Annotated in this window: 20 protein-coding genes; 15 read left to right on the forward strand and 5 right to left on the reverse strand. The window is 69.3% G+C overall.

Annotated elements, in window-relative coordinates; genetic code table 11:
• Window positions 1-4: 4 nt before the first annotated feature.
• The 6 genes from J4H86_RS10625 (at window position 5) to sigJ (ending at window position 5,896) form a co-directional block, all read left to right on the forward strand.
• Complete coding sequence (locus J4H86_RS10625) at window positions 5-181, forward strand: DUF6104 family protein (protein WP_236543342.1); 177 nt, start codon at window positions 5-7, stop codon at window positions 179-181.
• Window positions 182-366: 185 nt separating this feature from the next.
• The gene (locus J4H86_RS10630) at window positions 367-1,224 is read left to right on the forward strand and encodes a DUF4097 family beta strand repeat-containing protein (protein WP_236543343.1); all 858 of its coding nucleotides are present in this window, start codon (window positions 367-369) and stop codon (window positions 1,222-1,224) included.
• Entirely contained in the window at window positions 1,224-2,051 is an 828-nt protein-coding gene (locus tag J4H86_RS10635; RefSeq protein ID WP_330932516.1) for a PadR family transcriptional regulator, read from the forward strand. Before J4H86_RS10630 ends, J4H86_RS10635 begins: the two co-directional genes overlap by 1 nt.
• Before the next feature lie 1,123 nt (window positions 2,052-3,174).
• Window positions 3,175-3,672, forward strand: coding sequence for a hypothetical protein (locus J4H86_RS10640; protein WP_236543344.1), 498 nt, complete (start codon window positions 3,175-3,177; stop codon window positions 3,670-3,672).
• An 84-nt stretch (window positions 3,673-3,756) separates the two neighbouring features.
• Entirely contained in the window at window positions 3,757-4,950 is a 1,194-nt protein-coding gene (locus tag J4H86_RS10645; RefSeq protein WP_236543345.1) for an NAD(P)/FAD-dependent oxidoreductase, read from the forward strand.
• Between the two features lie 10 nt (window positions 4,951-4,960).
• Window positions 4,961-5,896, forward strand: coding sequence for an RNA polymerase sigma factor SigJ (gene sigJ, locus J4H86_RS10650; RefSeq protein ID WP_236543346.1), 936 nt, complete (start codon window positions 4,961-4,963; stop codon window positions 5,894-5,896).
• A 7-nt stretch (window positions 5,897-5,903) separates the two neighbouring features.
• Here the strand turns inward: sigJ and J4H86_RS10655 are convergent, their stop codons facing one another.
• The 3 genes from J4H86_RS10655 to J4H86_RS10665 form a co-directional block, all read right to left on the reverse strand.
• Window positions 5,904-6,482 (reverse strand): Uma2 family endonuclease, encoded by a 579-nt coding sequence (locus J4H86_RS10655; protein WP_236543347.1) that lies wholly within the window; start codon window positions 6,480-6,482, stop codon window positions 5,904-5,906.
• Between the two features lie 136 nt (window positions 6,483-6,618).
• Window positions 6,619-7,587, reverse strand: a complete 969-nt coding sequence (locus tag J4H86_RS10660) for a zinc-binding dehydrogenase (protein ID WP_236543348.1) — start codon at window positions 7,585-7,587, stop codon at window positions 6,619-6,621.
• A 55-nt stretch (window positions 7,588-7,642) separates the two neighbouring features.
• Window positions 7,643-8,818 (reverse strand): NAD(P)-dependent malic enzyme, encoded by a 1,176-nt coding sequence (locus J4H86_RS10665; RefSeq protein ID WP_236543349.1) that lies wholly within the window; start codon window positions 8,816-8,818, stop codon window positions 7,643-7,645.
• A 412-nt stretch (window positions 8,819-9,230) separates the two neighbouring features.
• Here J4H86_RS10665 and J4H86_RS10670 point away from each other — a divergent pair, with 412 nt between their 5' ends.
• From J4H86_RS10670 to J4H86_RS10690, 5 genes are all read left to right on the forward strand, one after another.
• Entirely contained in the window at window positions 9,231-10,139 is a 909-nt protein-coding gene (locus J4H86_RS10670) for an ABC transporter substrate-binding protein (protein WP_236543350.1), read from the forward strand.
• 73 nt (window positions 10,140-10,212) lie between these two features.
• Complete coding sequence (locus tag J4H86_RS10675) at window positions 10,213-11,103, forward strand: amino acid ABC transporter permease (protein WP_236543981.1); 891 nt, start codon at window positions 10,213-10,215, stop codon at window positions 11,101-11,103.
• Window positions 11,104-11,126: 23 nt separating this feature from the next.
• Window positions 11,127-11,927, forward strand: a complete 801-nt coding sequence (locus J4H86_RS10680) for an amino acid ABC transporter ATP-binding protein (RefSeq protein ID WP_330932534.1) — start codon at window positions 11,127-11,129, stop codon at window positions 11,925-11,927.
• 228 nt (window positions 11,928-12,155) lie between these two features.
• A complete protein-coding gene (locus tag J4H86_RS10685; RefSeq protein WP_236543351.1) occupies window positions 12,156-12,581 on the forward strand; it encodes an ATP-binding protein in 426 nt (141 codons plus the stop codon).
• Between the two features lie 41 nt (window positions 12,582-12,622).
• Window positions 12,623-13,381, forward strand: a complete 759-nt coding sequence (locus J4H86_RS10690) for an RNA polymerase sigma factor SigF (RefSeq protein WP_236543352.1) — start codon at window positions 12,623-12,625, stop codon at window positions 13,379-13,381.
• Window positions 13,382-13,409: 28 nt separating this feature from the next.
• Here the strand turns inward: J4H86_RS10690 and J4H86_RS10695 are convergent, their stop codons facing one another.
• Entirely contained in the window at window positions 13,410-13,811 is a 402-nt protein-coding gene (locus tag J4H86_RS10695; protein ID WP_236543353.1) for a hypothetical protein, read from the reverse strand.
• A 96-nt stretch (window positions 13,812-13,907) separates the two neighbouring features.
• On the opposite strand from J4H86_RS10695, the gene J4H86_RS10700 reads away from it, so the two are divergent.
• Entirely contained in the window at window positions 13,908-14,843 is a 936-nt protein-coding gene (locus J4H86_RS10700; RefSeq protein ID WP_236543354.1) for a diacylglycerol/lipid kinase family protein, read from the forward strand.
• Between the two features lie 270 nt (window positions 14,844-15,113).
• Entirely contained in the window at window positions 15,114-15,365 is a 252-nt protein-coding gene (locus J4H86_RS10705) for a WhiB family transcriptional regulator (RefSeq protein ID WP_236543983.1), read from the forward strand.
• A 201-nt stretch (window positions 15,366-15,566) separates the two neighbouring features.
• Here J4H86_RS10705 and J4H86_RS10710 read toward each other — a convergent pair whose 3' ends face one another.
• Window positions 15,567-17,117, reverse strand: a complete 1,551-nt coding sequence (locus tag J4H86_RS10710) for a PAS domain-containing sensor histidine kinase (protein ID WP_236543355.1) — start codon at window positions 17,115-17,117, stop codon at window positions 15,567-15,569.
• 140 nt (window positions 17,118-17,257) lie between these two features.
• On the opposite strand from J4H86_RS10710, the gene J4H86_RS10715 reads away from it, so the two are divergent.
• Both J4H86_RS10715 and J4H86_RS10720 read left to right on the forward strand, forming a co-directional pair.
• Complete coding sequence (locus tag J4H86_RS10715; RefSeq protein ID WP_236543356.1) at window positions 17,258-18,016, forward strand: GntR family transcriptional regulator; 759 nt, start codon at window positions 17,258-17,260, stop codon at window positions 18,014-18,016.
• Window positions 18,017-18,093: 77 nt separating this feature from the next.
• Window positions 18,094-19,758 (forward strand): acetolactate synthase, encoded by a 1,665-nt coding sequence (locus tag J4H86_RS10720; protein WP_236543357.1) that lies wholly within the window; start codon window positions 18,094-18,096, stop codon window positions 19,756-19,758.
• Window positions 19,759-19,760 lie beyond the last annotated feature (2 nt).

The raw sequence follows: 19,760 nt of genomic DNA on the forward strand, positions 1-19,760 counted from the left end.
CGCCGTGTACTACACCGACCGGGGGATCGAGGAGCTGGAGCAACGCCGGGGCGAGGAGGAAGTGACCCTTGCCTGGCTCGCTGACCAGCTACGCATCTTCACCGACATCCATCCGGAGCACGAGACCGCGGTGGAACGGCTGGCGACCTGGTTGGCCCGACCGGATGACGAAGACGAGTGAGTGAGACGGGGGCGCGGGAGACCGCGCCCCCGTCTTTTTTGCACCCCGGCCCACTGGCTCGCGCTCGCTGGCATGCTCTAGTGGTTTGAGGCCGTTCGCGCCCCAGCGCTCAGGTTCACGACATATCTTGACTTTTGTCAGACACGATATATCGTCGAATCACAGCGAACGTGAAGGGGTGTGCGATGGCACGGTGGAGCATCGAGGACTCGATGACCCGCACGCTCGACGGAATCGTCGCGCTACACGTGCGGATCGTGGGTGGGCGGGTCAACATCCTCCCCACCCAGGACTTGGTCAGCTTCGAGGTGAGCGAGGTCTCGGGTCCCCCGATCCTGGCCACGCATGAGGCGGGAATTCTGACCCTCACCTACGAGGACTTGACCCGTAACGGCATTTTCGACCGCATCCGGGACACCAAGCTCGGCGCCTACCGCCGACTGGGACGCCGTGCGGCGACCCTGTACCTTCGGGTTCCACCCGACTGCCCGGTGGAGGTCGCCACGGTGTCGGGTGACGTCGTGGCGGCGGGGCTCACCGCACGCACCGCGATCCGCAGCGCGTCGGGGAACGTGACCCTGGACGACATGGCGGGGTCGGTCGACGTGAACACGGCCTCCGGCAACCTCGACATCCGAGACATGGCCGGAAACCTGAAGTTCAACAGCGTGAGCGGGGATCTCGCCATCGCCGGCGGCAACCTGTCCGACCTGTCGGCGAAGACCGGGTCCGGGCAGCTTCTCGGCGATGTCGACGTGCGTTCCGCGGGTCGGGTCCGACTCGCCTCGGTGTCCGGCGACATCGCCCTCCGGGTTCCGGGTGACACCTCCGCGAGCGTCGACCTGCGTACCGCTACCGGCAAGCTGAACACCGAGTTCACGTTGGAGAACCGGGACAAGAGGGCCTACCGCCGGATGGGCGGCAACGTGGGCAGCGGAGTCGATCCGGCGTCGGTGACCACGACGACGGTGTCGGGCTCCGTGGACCTGCTGCGCCGCGCACCCGACGCGCCTGCCGCGATCCCCAGGGGAAGTGAGGAGTAATGGCGAACATCTTCGGCCATGGGCGGCTGCGGCTCTACCTGCTGAAACTACTCGACGAGAGCCCGCGTCACGGGTACGAGATCATCTCGCTGCTGCGGGACCGGTTCCTTGGCGTCTACTCACCCTCGCCCGGCACGATCTACCCTCGCCTCGCTCGCTTGGAGGAGGAAGGGCTGGTCACGCACGAGGAGGTCAACGGTCGTAAGGTCTATCGCCTCACCGATGCCGGCCGCGAGGAGCTCAACCGACGAACCGAGGACATCAGCGCGTTGGAGAACGACCTGATCGACTCCGCCCACGAGATCGCCCGCGCCGTGAAGCGCGACGTACGCGACACGATCACCACGCTGCGGGAGGAGCTCAAGGGCGCCGCGAACGAGGCTCGCCAACGCGCGAACCGCGGCGAGCGGCGCGGAAGCGAACGCGAGGAGACGCCGACCGACGAGAACGAGGACGTGTGGGGACGCGCCGCCTCGGAGGAGTCGGAACGGGAAAGCACTCGCGGGGCGTGGTGGAGTCGCGAGTGGGAGAAGGTCTCCCGCGGCTTCGGCTCCTGGGGCTCGACTGAGTGGGGGTCCAAGCCGGAGTTCGACCGGGCGATGAACGACTTCAGCGATCGCGTGCGACGTGTCGTGCAGGACGCGGGCCAGGTCGGGGAGTCCACCGTGGAGAACCTCCGCCGAATCCTCGACGACACCGTCGAGGTCATCCGTCGTGACGCCGCGGACTGGGGCCCCCGGTGCGACGACACCGCCGGCCGGGACGACACACCCGCGACCGACGAGAAGCCGGCGTCAGACGACACCGACGACAAGAAGGCCGACTGACGACCCACATGTCGGGGGATGGGTGATGCCGGGGCCGTATCGGCCCCGGCATCACCCATTGTGGGTGCGCGGCGGGGCGCCCGGAGGCGCCCCGCGTGCACGCCCACGGATCCGATGTGGGCGTCAGGGCTCAACTGGTCGTCAACGCCGCGAATCCCGCACCGTCGAGACCCCCTTCGTCCGGCAGCTCCCCGCCTCGACGGCCCCACATCGCGCGCCCACACCTGGATCACCCCCTCCCCCGCGTGGCGGAGCCTGTCCGTCCCACAGGCGAGCGTCTACCGGCTCGCTGCCGCTCAGTCAACGGACCCGTTCCTCCATCGGCGCTGCGCTCACCCGAGGTTGTCACCACCCAGCGTGTGGTATCCGTACGGCGGCAGGGTCGGGGACAGTGCCCCCGGGACGAACCCTGTCCCTGGCCGCCCGCTCGCGGCTGGGACCCCGCCCATGGCGGGCTCCGACGTCCGACGCCGTGGCTCAGCCCATGAAACCCGCAAAGCCTTCGTCCGGCAGCTCCCCGCCTCGACGGCCCCACACCGCTCCCGAGTGGAAGGCAAGGCCCACAGGATCGGCCCGCACCGTCTACCCGATCCGCCAGCGGCGCCGCGCTCACCCACCCGAAGTCGTCGACACCCAGTGCACCCCCGGACGATCACTCCCCTGGTTGCCCACTCGCGGCTGGGACCCACCGCCCATAACGGACTCCTTGGTTGATGGACCGGGGATTCGGCGTTGGGCACCGCGATCCCTGCCCAACGCACTGGGCCGCCCCGGCGAGGCCTGCGCTCACCCAAGTCGCGTGTCGTTCCGGACAGGAGTGGGGCGGCCTCCGGAAGGGCGGAGGCACCACGGATGTCCCCGACCTCAACCACCCGGAACGCGCGGCGTCCGTCAATGCTCGGCCTGAATTGGGAGCGTTCGGCGGCGCCACCACCAGCGATCGCGCGGTCGACTGGTCGACCGCGGCGGGCGGGCCGGAGCGATGTGGCGCCACCGACGACCGACCGGTCCGGGGCAGGCGTCTCGGAGCACCTCGGCGGGCCCGTCTGCCTGGCCGGGGGCGGAACCCGGGGTGGCCGCTTTGGGCCAGGCGTTGGTGTCTCGTCTCCTCATCCTGGTCCCGGTGCCACACTCGGCGAACAGTGGCCTGGGTCGTGGTTCGGGATCGGAGGGGATCGTGGGGCTGCGTGGGATTCCGGGGCTCGTGACGGGGGTCCTGATCGTGTCGGCGTGCGCGCCGGGGGACGACGTGCCGGAGACGCCCACGGGCTGGGAGGGCACCGTGGGGCCCGTCAGCGAGATCGGTGAGGCCGAGCAGGCCATCTGCGCTCAGGTGCGGATCGGTGAGGCGCTGCGGGCCCTTGACGAGGTCGGAGCGCTCGACCACGCGGAGCGGGTCGAGCGGCAGGCGTGGGAGCGCGCCATGGAGGGCGGCGTGCTGCCCGAGGTGCATTTCCTCGCGGTCCAGTACGTGGCGGGCTCTCCGGACTGGCAGACGGAGATGATCGCGTGGTGCGCCGACAACCTCTGGGACGTGGCACCCGGCGGGCCACTGCCACCGTTCCCCGAGGATGCCCTCCCCTCCTTCACCACGTCGGAGCGCGGAACCCACCTCCCCTGAGAGTGACCCACGCCACACGTATCGCTGTCAGGGATCGGTGGGCTGTCTCGTTCGAACAACAAGCGAACGGACAGGAGCAAGATCATGCGACACCGCATCATCGTCCTCGGAGCGGGTTACGCGGGGGCCGCCTCCGCCGGGTACCTCGCCCGCCATCTCCACTGTGACGACGTCGAGATCACGGTCGTCAACGCCGAACCCGACTTCGTGGAACGGATTCGCCTGCACCAACTCGCCGCGGGACACCAACTCCCCCGGCACCGGCTGACGGACATGTTCGCCGGCACGGGGATCCGACTCCGGGTGGCACGCGTCACCGCGGTCGACGCCGACGCCCGCACCGTGACCGTGGCCGACGACGAGGGAACCGACCAACTCGGCTACGACACGCTGCTCTACACACTCGGTAGCTCCGTCTCCGACGGTGGCGTCCCCGGAGTGCGCGAGCACGCCTTCGACGTCACCAGTGAACCGTCGGCGCGCAGCGTGCGCGAGCGCCTCGCCGCGCTGGGGGAGAACGCCCGGGTTCTGGTGGTGGGTGGGAACCTGACCGCGATCGAGTCCGCCACCGAGATCGCGGAGGCCCGGCCCGATCTCCGGGTCTCGCTCGTCACCACCGACCAGCTTGGCGGCTGGCTGGGGACGTCAGCGCGGCAGCACATGCTGCGTGCCTTCGACCGGCTCGGCGTCCCCGTACACGAGCACGCCACCGTCACACGGGTCGGGGCGTCGGAGGTCGTCACGTCCGGCGGGGCGACGTTCCCGACCGACATGACCGTGTGGGCCGCCGGATTCGCCGCGCATCCGATCGCCGCCGCGAGCGGTCTCGCGGTCGAGGAGAACGGCCGCGTCACCGTCGACGACATGATGCGTTCGGTCTCGCACCCCGGGGTGTACGCGGCCGGGGACAGTGTCCTCGCCGTCGGTGGAAACGGGCGAGCACTCCCGATGTCGTGCGCCACGGCGGGATTCACCCGGATGCGGGCGACGGCGGCGATCATCAGGGACCTGACCGGCCACGAGGCCGGTCTGACCCTGCCACTCGCCTACTTCGGCAACTGCGTCAGTCTCGGGGAGAACGACGGAATCTTCCAGATGGTCGACGGCACGGGCCGATCCAAGGCGTGGTCGTTGCGCGGGCGTTCGGCCGCCTACTACAAGCGGTTCGTGTACCGGAACACGGCCTGGAACATGCACAACCCGACCTACGGACTCCCGACGTGGGGACGGCGCGTGACCGCCGCGCCGCACCGTGCCTCGGAGAGGGTCACGGACTAGCGTGATGCTCATGGACGCCGCCACCGTCGAGCGCTTTGAGGCCAACCGGTCCCGGTTGGCCTCGCTCGCCTATCGCCTGTTGGGTTCGGCGGCCGACGCTGAGGACGCGGTGCAGGACACGTTCCTCCGCTGGCAGGCCGCCGACCGGGACCACATCCTGGTGCCGGAGGCCTGGTTGACCAAAGTGGTCACCAACGTGTCGCTGGACCGGCTCCGCTCTGCCCAGGCCCGGCGGGAACGCGCCGTCGGCGAGTGGATGCCGGAGCCGCTCCTCGACGGCGACCCGATGCTGGGCCCGGCCGAGACGGTGGAGCAGCGCGACTCGGTGACCCTGGCGGTGCTGATGCTGCTGGAACGTCTGTCTCCGGTGGAGCGCGCCGTGTACGTGCTCCGTGAGGCGTTCTCCTACGGGCACGCCGAGGTCGCCGAGATCCTCGACATCTCGGAGTCCGCGAGCCAGCAGCACGCGCACCGCGCGCGCGAACGGGTCGCGGCCGAACGCCACGTGAGCGAGATCGACCGCGCCTCCGCCGACCGGATCGTCGAGGCCTTCGTCGAGGCCGCCTCCTCCGGGCAGACCGAACGGCTCGTCGCGCTACTGACCGACGACGCGACCGCGGTCAGCGACGGTGCGGGGCTGTCCCGCACGCTCATGCGCTACGCGGATCCCACCAAGATCGCCCAGGTGATGCGGGCCGGGTTCAAGCCCAGCACGGCCAAACGACGCATGGCGGGCGGTACCCCCATGTTCTACTCCGGTCGTGTCAACGGCTCCCCGGCCGTGCTGGCCCTGGTGGACGACCGGATGGTGGGCGTGGTCGCGTTGAGCGTCCGCGACGGGAGGATCGCCGCCGTCCATGGTGTCGCCAACAAGGACCGGTTGGGCCGCGCGTCCGAGGCGTGGCGCCGGCGACGACCCGACGCTCCACTCCTGGGGTCGTGGTGACCAGCGCTCAGCGGCGAACTCCGTACCGGGGAAGGTCCGCGGTGTCCAGCACGACCCCTTTCAGCGGCTCGGGCAGCTCGACTCCCTGAGCGAAGGTGGTGTCGTGCTTCGCGCGGTACTCACCGTCTTGGGGATCCCAGTACAGCCGGAGCGTCCCGTGGCGTGGGTCGATGACGAGGTAGATCGGTATCCCCCACCGCGAGTACAGCGTTGGCTTCACCGTGAGGTCGGTCGTGGCGTTACCCGGGGAGACCACCTCCACCACGGCGTCCACCGCCTCGGGGCTGACCAGCCAGCCCTCTTCGTCCTCGACCTCGATCGTCGTCACCAGGAGATCGGGAGACGCGTAGTCCTCGCCCTCCACGGCCTCGACCGAACAGACCCGCAGCGCCACCCGCCCGTCCGGCAATCGCGGAGAGAGTTGATCATGGAGCCGCCGAAGCGAGCCCCCGTGCTTCTTCGGTGGAATCGGCGAGATCACGATAGCCCCGCCGAGGACCTCAACCCGGAACCCGGGAGGAACATCGAGGCGAGTCGCCAGCTCCCGCAGACGCGGCGGAGGTGGGCCCACGTCCGAGACGGTCACCTGGTCTCCTTTCGGCACTGTGCGCGATTCCCCCTGGCATAGCAGGTGAACGCGCACATCCACCTGGTGGATGTGCGCGAGCCCTGATGGGGGTGGAGAGATCCTGATCGGGGGATGGGGCGTGGGGGCGTGGCGGTCAGGTGGTGAAGACGACCTTGCCCATCAGCTCGCCCTGCTCCATCGCGCGGAAGCCCTCCTTGGCCTCGGTGAGCGGGAGCACCCGATCGATCCGGGGACGGACTCCGGTGCGGACGAGGAACTCGGCGAGCCGGCCGAGTTGGTGGCGGGTGCCCATGGTGGAGCCGACGACGGAGAGTTGGCGGAAGAAGACGTGGGCGAGCTCGGCCGACGGGGCGGGGCCGCTGGTGGCGCCGCACACGACGATCCTGCCGCCGGGCTGGAGCGAGCGAACGGAATGGGCCCAGGTGGCGGCGCCCACGCTTTCGAACACCGCCTGCACCCGCTCGGGCAGGCGTTCCCCCGCGGGGACGGCCTGGTAGGCGCCGAGGCGTTCGGCCTCCTGGCGCTTGTGTTCGCTGCGGCTGGTGGCGTAGACCCGCAGGCCGATGGTGCTGGCCAACTGGATGACGGCGCTGGCCACTCCCCCGCCTGCGCCCTGCACCAGCACGGGGGCGCCCGGCTCGACCCCCGCCTTCTCGAACACCATGCGGTAGGCGGTCAGCCACGCGGTGGGCAGGCAGGCGGCCTCCTCGAAGCTGAGGCCGTCGGGCTTGGGGACCAGGCAGCGGCGGGGCACGGCCACACGTTCGGCGAAGGTGCCGTCGTGAACCTCGGACAGCAGCGAACGCTTGGGGTCCAGGGTCTCGTCGCCCTCGCCCACGGTGGCGTCACCTACCACGGAGTGGATGATGACGGGCCGACCGTCCTCGTCGATACCGGCCGCGTCGCAGCCGAGCACCATCGGCAGTCGCTCCTGGGGGAGGCCGACCCCGCGCAGACTCCACAGGTCGTGGTGGTTGAGGGCGGCCGCACGTACGTCCACCGTGGTCCAGCCCTCCGCGGGGCGCGGCTCCGGGTGCTCACCGAGCGTGAGTCCGGCGAGTGGGTCGTCGTTATCGGTGTGGGTTGCGGTGACAGCGAACATGGCTCCGAGAGTAGATGGCGGGCTCGGGGACGGACCAGCCCCCGAGCCCGCTGTCTCACAGTCGGGCGACGCCGTCGACGCGCGCCCGCTCGGCCACGGCCGCGGACACGGCCGGGACCACACGCTCATCGAACGGGCCGGGGATCACGTAGTCGGGACGGGCGTCCGCGGCGACCAGGTCGGCCAGCGCGTCCGCGGCCGCCACCTTCATTCCCTCGGTGATGTCCGAGGCCCGCACCCGCAGCGCGCCCTGGAACACGCCGGGGAAGGCGAGCACGTTGTTGATCTGGTTGGGGTAGTCGCTACGCCCGGTCGCCACGACACTGGCGTAGCGGCCGGCCACGTCCGGGGAGATCTCGGGGGTCGGGTTGGCCATCGCGAAGATGACGCAGTCCGACGCCATGGTGGCGACGACCTCCTCGCGCACCTCGCTGGCGGAGAGGCCGATGAACACGTCGGCGCCGGCCATACCGGTCTCGATCGACCCCTTGAGGCCAGCCCGGTTGCTTCGCGCCGCGATCCGCTCCTTCTGGGGGTTGAGCCCGGGACGGCCCTCGTAGATCAGGCCCTTGCTGTCGGCGACCGCGAGGTCGCCGATCCCGGCGTCGAGCAGGATGTTGGCGACGGCGAGCCCGGAGGCCCCCGCGCCGGAGACGACGGCGCGAAGGTCACCCAGGCCGCGGCCGGTGACCCGTGCCGCGTTGCGGAGGGCGGCCAGCGCGACGATCGCGGTTCCGTGCTGGTCGTCGTGGAACACGGGGATGTCCAGGCGTTCCCGCAGTCGACGTTCGATCTCGAAGCAGCGGGGCGCGGAGATGTCCTCCAGGTTGATGCCCCCGAATGACGGGGCCATCCGCTCCACGGTCTCGACGATCTCGTCCACCTCGCCACAGGTCAGGGCGATCGGCACGGAGTCCAGTCCGGCGAACTCCTTGAACAGCAGCGACTTGCCCTCCATCACGGGCAGGGAGGCCTGTGGGCCGATGGGACCGAGCCCCAGGACCGCCGAGCCGTCGGTGACGACGGCCACGACGTTGCTCGTCCAGGTGAGGTCGTGCACGAGTTCGGGCGTGTCGGCGATGGCCTCACACACGCGGGCGACACCGGGGGTGTAGGCGAGGGAGAGGCTCTCCTGGTCGGTGACCCGCACTGAGGACTCCACACGGAGCTTCCCTCCGCGATGCATCTCCATTGCTGGGTCGGTGTAGGGGACTGAGGACTGCACAGTCATGGGATTTCCCTGAATGGTCGGCCCCCGTGCTGCGGTGCTCGGGGGTGCTCGTCGGCCGCGATGGTCATTGCGGAGGTGCGGATGGCACCTGGCCAGGCGTTACGTAACGGCGATCGTGCGCCGTAGCGACGGACTGTCGCGGGGAGGGCGTCGTTGCCCCTCGCGCCCGCGACGTGGCTGGGTGCCCGCGCTTTTCGTCGGCATCACCGCACGTCGTACGCCTGCTGTGCTGAATCGTGTGGCATGCCGGGGAGTCGACAAGGGCCCGGCACTACTCCACGCCGCAAATCATCACCGCACAGTGTTCGGGGGTTACCCGTTATCCAATCCTCTCACAACGGTAATCGTCGACACACGCAAGCCGGCGAAGATGATCGCTCCCAGGGTCCCCCCTCAGCACCGGAGGATGACGATGACCGGTCATTTCCGTACGCCCCGGAGCCGCGCCACCACGGTGGCCGCGCTCGCCCTCCCCACCGCCCTGCTCCTCACCGCCTGCGGCGCCGACGGCGAGGACGCCCCGGCCGAGGAGGTCGAGGCGGACGAGGAACTCGCGGACCTCGTCCCCGAGGAGTTCGCGGAGTCCGGTGTGCTGCGGGTGGGGGTCAACGCCGAGTATCCGCCCGGCGAGTACCTCGACACCGACGGGCAGACCGTCGTGGGCTTCAACGTCGACCTGTTCGACTCCGCCGTGGCCAAGCTGGGGTTGACGAACGAGTGGGTCCCCGCCGAGTTCGAGGGGATCATCGTCGGCGTCCAGTCCGGTGAGTACGACGCCGGTGTGTCCTCGTTCACCGTCAACGCGGAGCGGATGGAAGAAGTCCACATGGTGAGCTACCTGACGGTGGGCACCCAGTGGTTCGCCCAGGAGGGCAACCCCCAGGGCGTGGACCCCGAGTCCGCCTGCGGACTCGCCGTCGCGGTGGAACAGCACACGGTGCAGCACGAGGACCTGGAGGAGCGCAGCGAGGCGTGTGTCGACGCCGGCGAGGAACCGATCGACATCCAGGCGCACGACAGTCAGGAACAGGCCACCGCGACCATCCAGTCCGGCGTCAACGACGCGGGACTGGCCGACCTTCCCGTCGCCATCTACGCGATGGAGCAGACCGACGGGGAGATCGAACTCATCGGGGACATGTACGAGGACGCGCCCTATGGTGCGGTGGTCAACCACGAAAACACCGAGCTGGCGGAGGCGATCCAGGCCGGCTACCAGGCGATCATGGACGACGGGACCTACGAGGAGATCCTGACCGAGTGGGGCGCCACCGAGGGGTCCCTGGACACCTCCGAGCTCGACCCCTTGGTCGGCGAGTGAGCCACCGCCCGTGACCTCTTCCAACGAACCCGCGGGCTCCCCGGCGCCCAGCCGCCAGCCCAGCGAGGCGGAGATGATCCGCGCCGTACCGGTCCGTCACCCGGGACGGTGGGTGGCCGCCGCCGTGCTGATGGTGCTGGCGGCGATGTTCGTGCACATGCTGCTCACGAACGACGCCTTCGACTGGGCGTTCACCTTCGAGGCCATGTTCACGCGTCCGGTGCTCATCGGGGTCCGCACCACCCTGTTGCTGACCGTGTTGGCGATGCTGATCGGGATCACCCTCGGCGTCGTCATCGCGGTGATGCGGCTCTCCGGAAACCCGGTGCTGGTCACCGTGGCGTGGCTCTACACCTGGTTCTTCCGTGCCGTCCCGCGTCTCGTCCTGGCCGTCCTCTTCGGCAACATCGCCATCCTGTACTCCACGATCCACGTCGGGCTGCCGTTCGACTTCTACTGGATGCCGCTGCTCGGACTGGAGGGTGAGGCGCGGCTCTTCGGCATCGACACCCGGACCTATCTCAGCGGGTTCACCGCGGGCCTGTTGGCGTTGGCGCTGTCCGAGGGCGCCTACATGGCCGAGATCGTCCGCGCCGGCCTGTTGTCCGTGGACAAGGGCCAGGGCGAGGCGGCGCAGGCGCTGGGGATGCGCCGCACCACGGTGCTGCGCCGGATCACGTTGCCGCAGGCGTTGCGGGTGATCGTGCCGCCCTCCGGCAACGAGACCGTGGCCATGTTGAAGGACACGGCGCTCGTGGCCTACGTGCCGGTGACCACGGAACTGTTCTTCCAACTCCAGGCCATCGGCGCGCGGACCTTCAACGTCTTCCCGACGCTGGTGGCGGCGTGCATCTGGTACCTGGCGATCACGAGCGTGTTCATGATCGGGCAGTACTTCCTGGAACGCGCGTTCACCAAGGGGGACAGACAGGCGGAGGCCGCGCTGAAGGTGATGCAGCGATGACACCGCGAACGACAGAGGGAAACATGACCCAGTGGGCGGCGGAAGGGCAACGGGGCGACGACGCGACGGTCATGGTGCGGGCCGAGAACGTGCACAAGCGGTTCGGCAACCTCCCCGTGCTGCGCGGCGTCACCTTGGAGGTGCGCCAGGGTGACGTGGTCTGTGTCATCGGGCCGTCGGGGTCGGGGAAGTCCACCTTCCTACGCTGTGTCAACCACCTGGAGAAGATCAACGCGGGACGTCTGTGGGTGAACGGGCAGCTCATGGGTTACCGCCAGCACCGCGACCGCCTCTACGAGCTGAGCGAACGCGAGATCTCGCGGCAGCGGGCCGACATCGGCATGGTGTTCCAGCACTTCAACCTCTTCCCGCACATGTCGGCGCTCGGCAACGTCATGGAAGGGCCGGTGCAGGTCCGGCGCAGACCCCGCTCGGAGGCCCGGGACCTCGCCCTGCGGCTGTTGGACAGCGTGGGTCTCGCGGACCGGGCGGAGGAGTACCCCGCGCGCCTGTCCGGAGGCCAGCAGCAGCGCGTGGCGATCGCCCGGGCGCTGGCCATGGACCCCACGCTGATGTTGTTCGACGAACCCACCAGCGCGTTGGACCCCGAGCTCGTCGGCGAGGTCCTCGCGGTCATGCGCCGTCTCGCCGAGGACGGAATGACGATGGTGGTGGTGACGCACGAGATGGGGTTCGCGCGGGAGGTCGGCGACTGGGTGGCGTTCATGGACGACGGCGTCATCCTGGAGCAGGGTCCACCGGACGAGGTGCTGACCAACCCCCAGCACCCGCGCGCGCAGGAGTTCCTCGCCCGTGTCCTGTAGGGCGCGCCCCTGAGATCGCGTTGGCTGGGGCACGGCGTCCGCGGGGAGCTCGGATCGCGTGGTGTGGGGGTGTTTCCGACGCGAAGCGGCTCGCCGAACCCCGTGTCACCGCGCCGACCAGGGGACTATCGGTACTTCTCGGACACGGCTGGGCGCGGGTGCGACAGACGACCGGGCAAACACGATAGATTGCAAGGAGGCGGCTAACTCGCTCACCGGAGGAGGGACGTGACCGAGGAAACGGCTGTGTCCGCGCTTGGCGCAACGGGCATACGCGACGCGGTAACTGTCCGGATACCAGCGGACAGCGCATACCTCTCCGTGCTCAGGACCGCGACGGCCGGGCTCGCGGCGCGACTCGATTTCACGCTGGACGAGATCGAGGACCTGCGGATCGGTGTCGACGAGGCGTGCGCGATGCTCCTCGCCCAGGCACTTCCCGGGACCGACCTGACGACGGAGTTCGAACTCGACGGTGATGGGATGCGGGTCGCGGTCTCGGTTCTGACCGCGGACGGTCGGCTCCCGGCGCGCGACACCTTCGCGTGGAAGGTGCTCAGCGCGCTCGCGGGCGATGTCGACGCACGGGTGGGCCCCGACGACAGGGTGGTCATCATGCTCTACAAACGGCGAGACACCGCGGAGCCGGCGTGAGCGAAAGGAGCCCCACTCTGACGACGAGGACGGAACACTCTGTGCCGGATCGAGCGCGGGCGCGGGAGCTCTTCCGGCAACTCGGTGACTACGACGCGGACTCCCCGGAACGTCAGCGCATACGCGACGAACTCGTGGAGCTGCACCTACCGCTGGTTGAGTACCTCGCACGGCGGTTCCGGAACCGGGGTGAGTGGCTGGACGACCTCACCCAGGTGGCGACGATCGGGCTGATCAAGTCGATCGACCGGTTCGACCTGGACCGCGGAGTGGAGTTCTCCACCTACGCCACGCCCACCATCGTGGGCGAGATCAAACGGCACTTCCGCGACAAGGGGTGGGCGGTTCGCGTACCCCGCCGGCTCCAGGAGCTCAAGCTCTCCCTCACCAAGGCCGTGGGTGAGCTGTCGCAGAGCAAGGGTCGGGCACCCACGGTGCACGAGCTCGCCGAGCACCTGAGCATGACCGAGGAGGAGGTGCTGGAGGGCCTGGAGTCCGCCAACGCCTATTCCACGGTCTCCCTGGACGCTCCGGACAGCGGCGACGAGGACGCACCGGCCGTGGCGGACTCACTGGGGATCATCGACGACTCGCTGGAAGGTGTGGAGTACCGGGAGTCGCTCAAGCCTCTCCTGGAGCAGCTTCCCACGCGGGAGAAGCGGATCCTGTTGCTGCGGTTCTTCGGCAACATGACGCAGTCACAGATCGCGGCCGAGCTGGGGATCTCCCAGATGCACGTGTCGCGCCTCCTCGCCCGCACGCTGGCCCAGCTTCGGCAGGCGTTGACGACGGAGGACTGACCTGAGGGGCGGGTACGACTCCGCCCCGTCACCCCGCGGATCGCCGCCGTGTCGTGTCCGGGTACAGCACGGCGGTCGATGGTGGGGAGAGCACGAGGAACAGGACGATCGCCGCGACCCCCGCGAGAGCGCCGGCGAGGGCCGGGGATCCGGACTGCCAGAGGTAGTAGGCCACCGGAAGCGCGAACAACTGCGTGAGTACGACCGGCGTGCGGGACTTCTCGTTGCGGCGCACGAGCCCCCAGGCGAAGTAGCACAGGAACCCGCCGCCCCCCACCAGGACCGCGGCCAGCGCCAGGGACGAGCTGAGCGACGCGGCGTTGCCCTGGACCACATAGACGACGCCGACGGCGCCGAAGACGAGGATCCCGAGCCCGACCACGGCTTGGCCCACCGCGGCGCCGATCAGAGTTATTGGTGTTCCAGACACGTCTGCACTGTAGACGATGCCGTGGTGTGGACGCCGCGCCAATGTGGCACCCACGTCACTGGGGATATCCGCGCGGGACGACCTAGACTGAGCTCCGTGCGTGCCCTCTATGTCGTCAATCCCCACGCCACGACGACCACGGCTCACATCAGGGACGTGATCGCAGGAGAGCTGAAGGCGAACCTCGACCTCGAGCTGGTCGAGACGCGACACCAGGGCCACGCGCGGGACCTGGCGCGCCAGGCCACCGAGGAGGGGATCGACCTCCTGATCGCCCTCGGCGGTGACGGCACGATCAACGAGATCGTGAACGGCGTGCTGGAGACCCCCGGCCCGCACCCCGCCGTGACCGTCGTCCCCGGCGGCAGCGGAAACGTCTTCGCCCGGGGACTGGGGCTTCCGCGCGACCCGGTGCAGGCCACCAGGGCGATCCTGGAACGGATCGAGGCCGGGGCGGAACCGCGGTGGGTCAACCTCGGATGGGTCGACGACGGCAGCACCGGCCGCTACTTCACCTTCAACGCGGGCTTCGGGTGGGACGCGCGGGTGTTGCAGGAGGTGGAGCACCAACGCACCGCGGGACACAAGGCGTCCGCCCAGCGCTACGCCGCCAACGCCCTCCGCCTGTTCCTCACCGACCCCAGTGTTCGGCGCCCCACGTTCCACGTGGAGCTCCCCGACGGGCTCTCGATCTCCGACGTCTACCTGACCCTGGTGACGAACATGTCGCCGTGGACGTTCGCCGGGCCGCTCGCCATCCAGCCCACCCCCGACTGCCGCCTGGACGGCGGGCTGGACGCCTTCGTACTGACCCGGATCGACCCGGTCAGCGTCGGCAGGGCGCTCGCCAAGATGCTCACGCCAGGAGGCGCCCCGCCGCACGGCCGCGGGTACAGCATCCTGCATGATGTGCAGAGCTTCACGATCCGTGCCAGTGAACCCAGCGCCTGGCACGTGGACGGCGACTACCTCGGCCACCAAGATCATCTCGGTTTCGTTTCGGTCGCGAAAGCGTTGCAGGTTATCGCATAATCGCCCGGTATTTGACCGAGTTGCGGCCTCCTGTGACGCATACGACAAGCCGTGTGCCCCACACGACCCCCAACCACTCTTGCGCGGATTGGGTAACCCTGAGACGCTCGATGTGTTGCCGCACGTTACGGGGCAATTAACGAACCGAAAGCACCCGCCGGCCGTACCCGCGGAAGTCGGGGCCCCGAATGACGCCTCCAAACCGGAATCACAGTCGGCCTCGAATTCGCGTGCTCGTGAATTCGTTCACATAATTCAGGAGTGGAACGCATGGACTGGCGCCACCACGCCGCCTGCCGTGACGAAGACCCCGAGCTTTTCTTCCCCATTGGTAACTCGGGCCCGGCAGCCGTACAGATCGAAGAGGCCAAAGAGGTCTGTCGCCGTTGCCCCGCCGTGACCGCGTGTCTGCACTGGGCGCTGGAATCCGGGCAGGACGGTGGCGTCTGGGGCGGCACCAGCGAAGAGGAACGCCGCGCGCTGAAGCGCCGCACCCCCGCCGGTCGCGTCTCCGCGTTCTAGCCGGAGCGTCCCCGCGGTGGGAGCCCGACCCCGCCATACCCGGTGGACTCCGGTGCGGGACCTCGCCCAGTCCTGGCCCTGACCTCGAACGTCGCCCGGCCGTGGCCGCCCGTTGGGCCCACGCCGCGCTCGACGGCACGGCGCCGCTCGGCCCCATGGTGTCGCGCGAAGGCTCCACGCCCGTCGACCGCGCGAGGTGACTCAGGCGCGTGGTGCCGGCAACGGATGGCCCTCCACCGGGACGTCGATCGTGACCGCGGATCCCTCAGCCCCCGGTCTTCCGACGGCGAACTTTCCGCCCAACTCGCTGACGACGAGCGTGCGCACGATTTGCAGTCCCAGATGCTGAGTGTTCTCGACGTCGAGCCCTTCGGGAAAGCCGACGCCGTCGTCGGTGACCGTGACGAGAAGCCGTTCGTCCGAACCGTCGGCCGCGTCGCGGGTTGTCCGGCGCACTTCGACCTCGATTCTTCCGGGCCCGTTTCGTAGCCCGTGTTCCACCGAGTTCTGTACCAACTCGGTGAGCGCCATTGACAGTGGCGTCGCCACCATGGTCGGCAGCGAACCGAATTGCCCAATTCGCACCGGACGCACCGGGCGTTCGGTGGCCGAAACCTCCGCCGCCATTTCCATCACGCGGTCGGCGATGTCGTCGAAATCCACGATCTCGTCCGGCGCGTGCGCCAGCGTCTCGTGCACGAGGGCGATCGCCCCGACCCGCCGCACGGCCTCGTTCAACGCCAGCCGGCCCTCGGCGTTGTCCAGCCGCCGGGACTGCAACCGGAGCAGGGCCGCGACGGTCTGCAGGTTGTTCTTCACCCGATGGTGGATCTCGCGGATCGTGGCGTCCTTGGTGAGGAGCTCTCGCTCGCGGCGGCGAAGCTCCGTCACGTCGCGCACCATGATCAGCGCGCCGCTGCGCGTCCCGCCGACGATCAATGGAATGGCGCGGAGCTGCACCACGACACCGCGTGCGCCGATCTCCGCCTCGCCGGCGGCACGTCCGCCGGCGACCCAGCTCAGGGACTCGTCCCGCGCCTCACCGGGAGCCGCCAGTTCCAGGCTCGTTGGGGCGAGCTCCGCGCCCACGAGGTCCGCGGTGAGTCCGAGCCGGCGATAGGCCGACAGGGCGTTGGGACTCGCGTACTCCACCCGCCCGTCCCGGTCCAGCCGCAGCAGTCCGTCGCCCACGCGGGGGGACCGGACCATGAGCGGGCCCTGGTCGTCGAACGGGAACTCGCCCTCGGAGATCATCTGGGCGAGGTCGCTGGCGCTCTGTAGGTAAGTGAGCTCGAGTCGGCTCGGTGTCCGCGCCGAGCTCAGGTTGGTGCTGCGCTGTAGTACGGCGATGGGCTGCCCGTCCCGTCGCACGGGGATGAGCTCCTCCCTCACGGGGACGCCACCGGACCAGTTGGGGTCTCCCTCGCGGATGATGCGGCCCTCGCTCCACGCACGGTCGATCAGCAACCGCTTGTCGGCGAGCTGCGCGCGGAGGCTTCCCGGCTCCCGGTGGCCCTCCTCGTGCAGCACCAGCTCCACGAGGTCGTCCTGGAAGGCGGTCGGGCCGGTGGTCGGTCGCATCTGGGCGACCGCGACCCAGCCATCGTCGTCGCTGAGCCGTACCCACAGGACCAGGTCCGCGAACGAGAGGTCGGCCAGGAGCTGCCAGTCGGAGAGCAGCGCGTGCAACCACTCCACGTCCGCGGTTCGCAAAGCCGTATAACGTCGAATCAGGTCACTCAGATGAGGCAACTTCTCGCTTCCTCCCACGAGCACCGCACCGCCTGGATGCCGTGCGCCAGCCCTGCGGAGGTCCCCGGCGATTCGGGGATCCCCGTCGCAGGGTATCCGTGGTGAACTGCGAAGATGCTCTGAGGATCGTCGGGCGGTCAGTGGTGGAGGAAACCGAGGTGGCGGTGCGGCACACGACAGGGGAAAGTCCCCGGATCCCAAAGTACTACCAGGTGAAACGGCTCCTGTTAGAGCTCGTCTCCACCATGCCGGCGGGAAGTCCCGTTCCTCCCGAACGGTCCTTGGCGAAGCGTTTCGCGACGTCACGGACCACGGTGCGCCAGGCCCTGAGCGAGATGGTGGTCGAGGGTCGACTGCTGCGTATCCAGGGCAAGGGCACGTTCGTGGCCAAACCGAAGGTGACCCAGGTGTTGCAGCTCAGCAGCTACACCGAGCAGATCCGGTCCCACGGCCTCCACCCGGCGACCCGAATCCTCGACATCACCTACGTCAACGCCGACGAACGCCTGGCCGAGCTGCTCGGAATCCGCACCGGCGGACGGGTGCTGCGGATCGAGCGGTTGCGGATGGCCAACGGGGAGCCCATGGCCGTGGAGACGGCGCACCTCGCGGCACGGCGCTTCCCCGGGCTGCGCCGACAGCTCGACCGTCACGCCTCGCTGTACGAGGCGCTCGCCTGCGCCTACGGGGTGCACCTGTCCGAGGCCGAGGCGACGATCGAGACCGTGCTCGCGACTCCCGAGGACGCCCGCCTGCTGGGCATCGACGTGGGGCTGCCACTGGTCCTGCACTCCCAGCACAGTCTGGACTCCGAAGGGCAACCCGTGGAGTGGGTCCGTTCCCTGTACCGAGGAGACCGATACAAGTTCGTCACCCGACTGCGTCCTCCGCATGAATGAGTTCTGTCACTGTGGGGCGCGGTGCAGCGACGACACGATGATGGCGAATTGGTTACCGATCGGTGGGGGACGCCGGCATGACCACATCAGACCAGACAGGACGGCTCACCGGCCATGGTGGGGTGCACGCGGTCGAGGCCGCACGGCAGCACGGCGTTGACACTGTATTCACGCTCTCCGGCGGTCACATCTTCCCCATCTACGACGGTGCGCTCCAGACCGAGCCGGCGTTACGTCTGTTGGACGTGCGCCACGAGCAGACCGCCGTGTTCGCCGCGGAGGGCGTCGGCAAGCTGACGCGACGCGCCGGGTGGGCCGTGCTGACCGCCGGCCCCGGCGTGACCAACGGCGTCAGCGGGATCGCCACCGCGCACTTCAACGGGTCGCCCCTGGTGGTGGTCGGGGGCCGCGCGCCGAGCAACCGGTGGGGGCAGGGGCTTCTCCAGGAGCTCGACCAGCCACCGCTGGTCGACTCGATCACCAAACGGTCCTGGACCACGCGGGGGACCTCCGAGATCCACGCCGCGATGCACCAGGCGTTCGCCGAGGCGAACACCCCACACCGCGGACCGGTGTTCGTGGACGTCCCCATGGACGAGCTCTACGACCAGGCCGACGTGGAGCGCGGCGCGCCTCCGGCGGCGTCGCCGGGCGCCGAGGCCGACCCGGAGGCGATCACCGAGATCGCCCAGCTCTTGAGCGACGCCGAACGCCCCGTCATCGTGCTGGGCTCCGACGTGTGGATGAACGGCGCTGAGCGGGTCGCCCGGGAGTCCGTCGAGGAGCTCGGGGTGCCCGTCATCACCAACGGCCAGGGCCGTGGCGTCCTGCCCCGCGGCCACGCCCTGCTCGCGACCCGCGCCCGGTCGACCGCGCTCGGGCGCACCGACCTGGTGATCGTGATCGGGACGGCGCTGGACTTCCGCCTCAATCACGGACTGTTCGCCGGCCGGGACGGCCACCCCCTCGCCCGGGTCGTGCACATCGTGGACGCGCCCGAGCGGATCGCCTCCCACCTCACTCTCGCCGGGGCCGCGCACGGAGACCTGTCGGCCATCATCCGCGAGCTCACCGCCAAGACCGTCCCCAACCCGCGCCTGCCCGCCTGGCGCGAGACCATCGACGCGGCGCGCGCGGCCACCACCCAGCAGGACCGGGAACTCCTCACCAGCGATACCGACCCGATCCACCCCGGACGTGTCTACGGCGAACTCAACCGGGTCCTCGCCGACGACGCGGTCGTCATCGGCGACGGCGGCGACTTCGTGTCCTACGCCGGCAAGTACGTCGAACCGATGCGTCCGGGCAACTGGATGGACCCCGGCCCGTTCGGCTGTCTGGGAACCGGCATGGGCTACGCGATCGCGGCACGACTGAGCCGCCCCTCCGCCCAGGTCGTCGTGCTCCTCGGCGACGGCGCGGCGGGTTTCTCGCTCATGGACGTCGACACGTTGGTCCGCCACCGGCTGAACGTGGTCATGGTGTGCGGCAACAACGGCATCTGGGCGCTGGAGAAGCACCCGATGCAGGCGATCTACGGCTACGACGCGGTCGCCGACCTCACCCCCCAGACCCGCTACGACGAGGTCGTCCGCTCACTGGGCGGAGGCGGCGAGCTCGTCACGAGCCCCCACGAGATCGGCGCGGCCCTCACCCGCGCCTTCGACCACGACGGCCCCTACATGGTCAACATCGCCACCGACCCGGACGCCGTGTACCCCCGCAAGACGATGGGCGTCTGACG

The organism is Spiractinospora alimapuensis, assembly GCF_018437505.1.
In the GTDB taxonomy this organism is placed as follows: domain Bacteria; phylum Actinomycetota; class Actinomycetes; order Streptosporangiales; family Streptosporangiaceae; genus Spiractinospora; species Spiractinospora alimapuensis.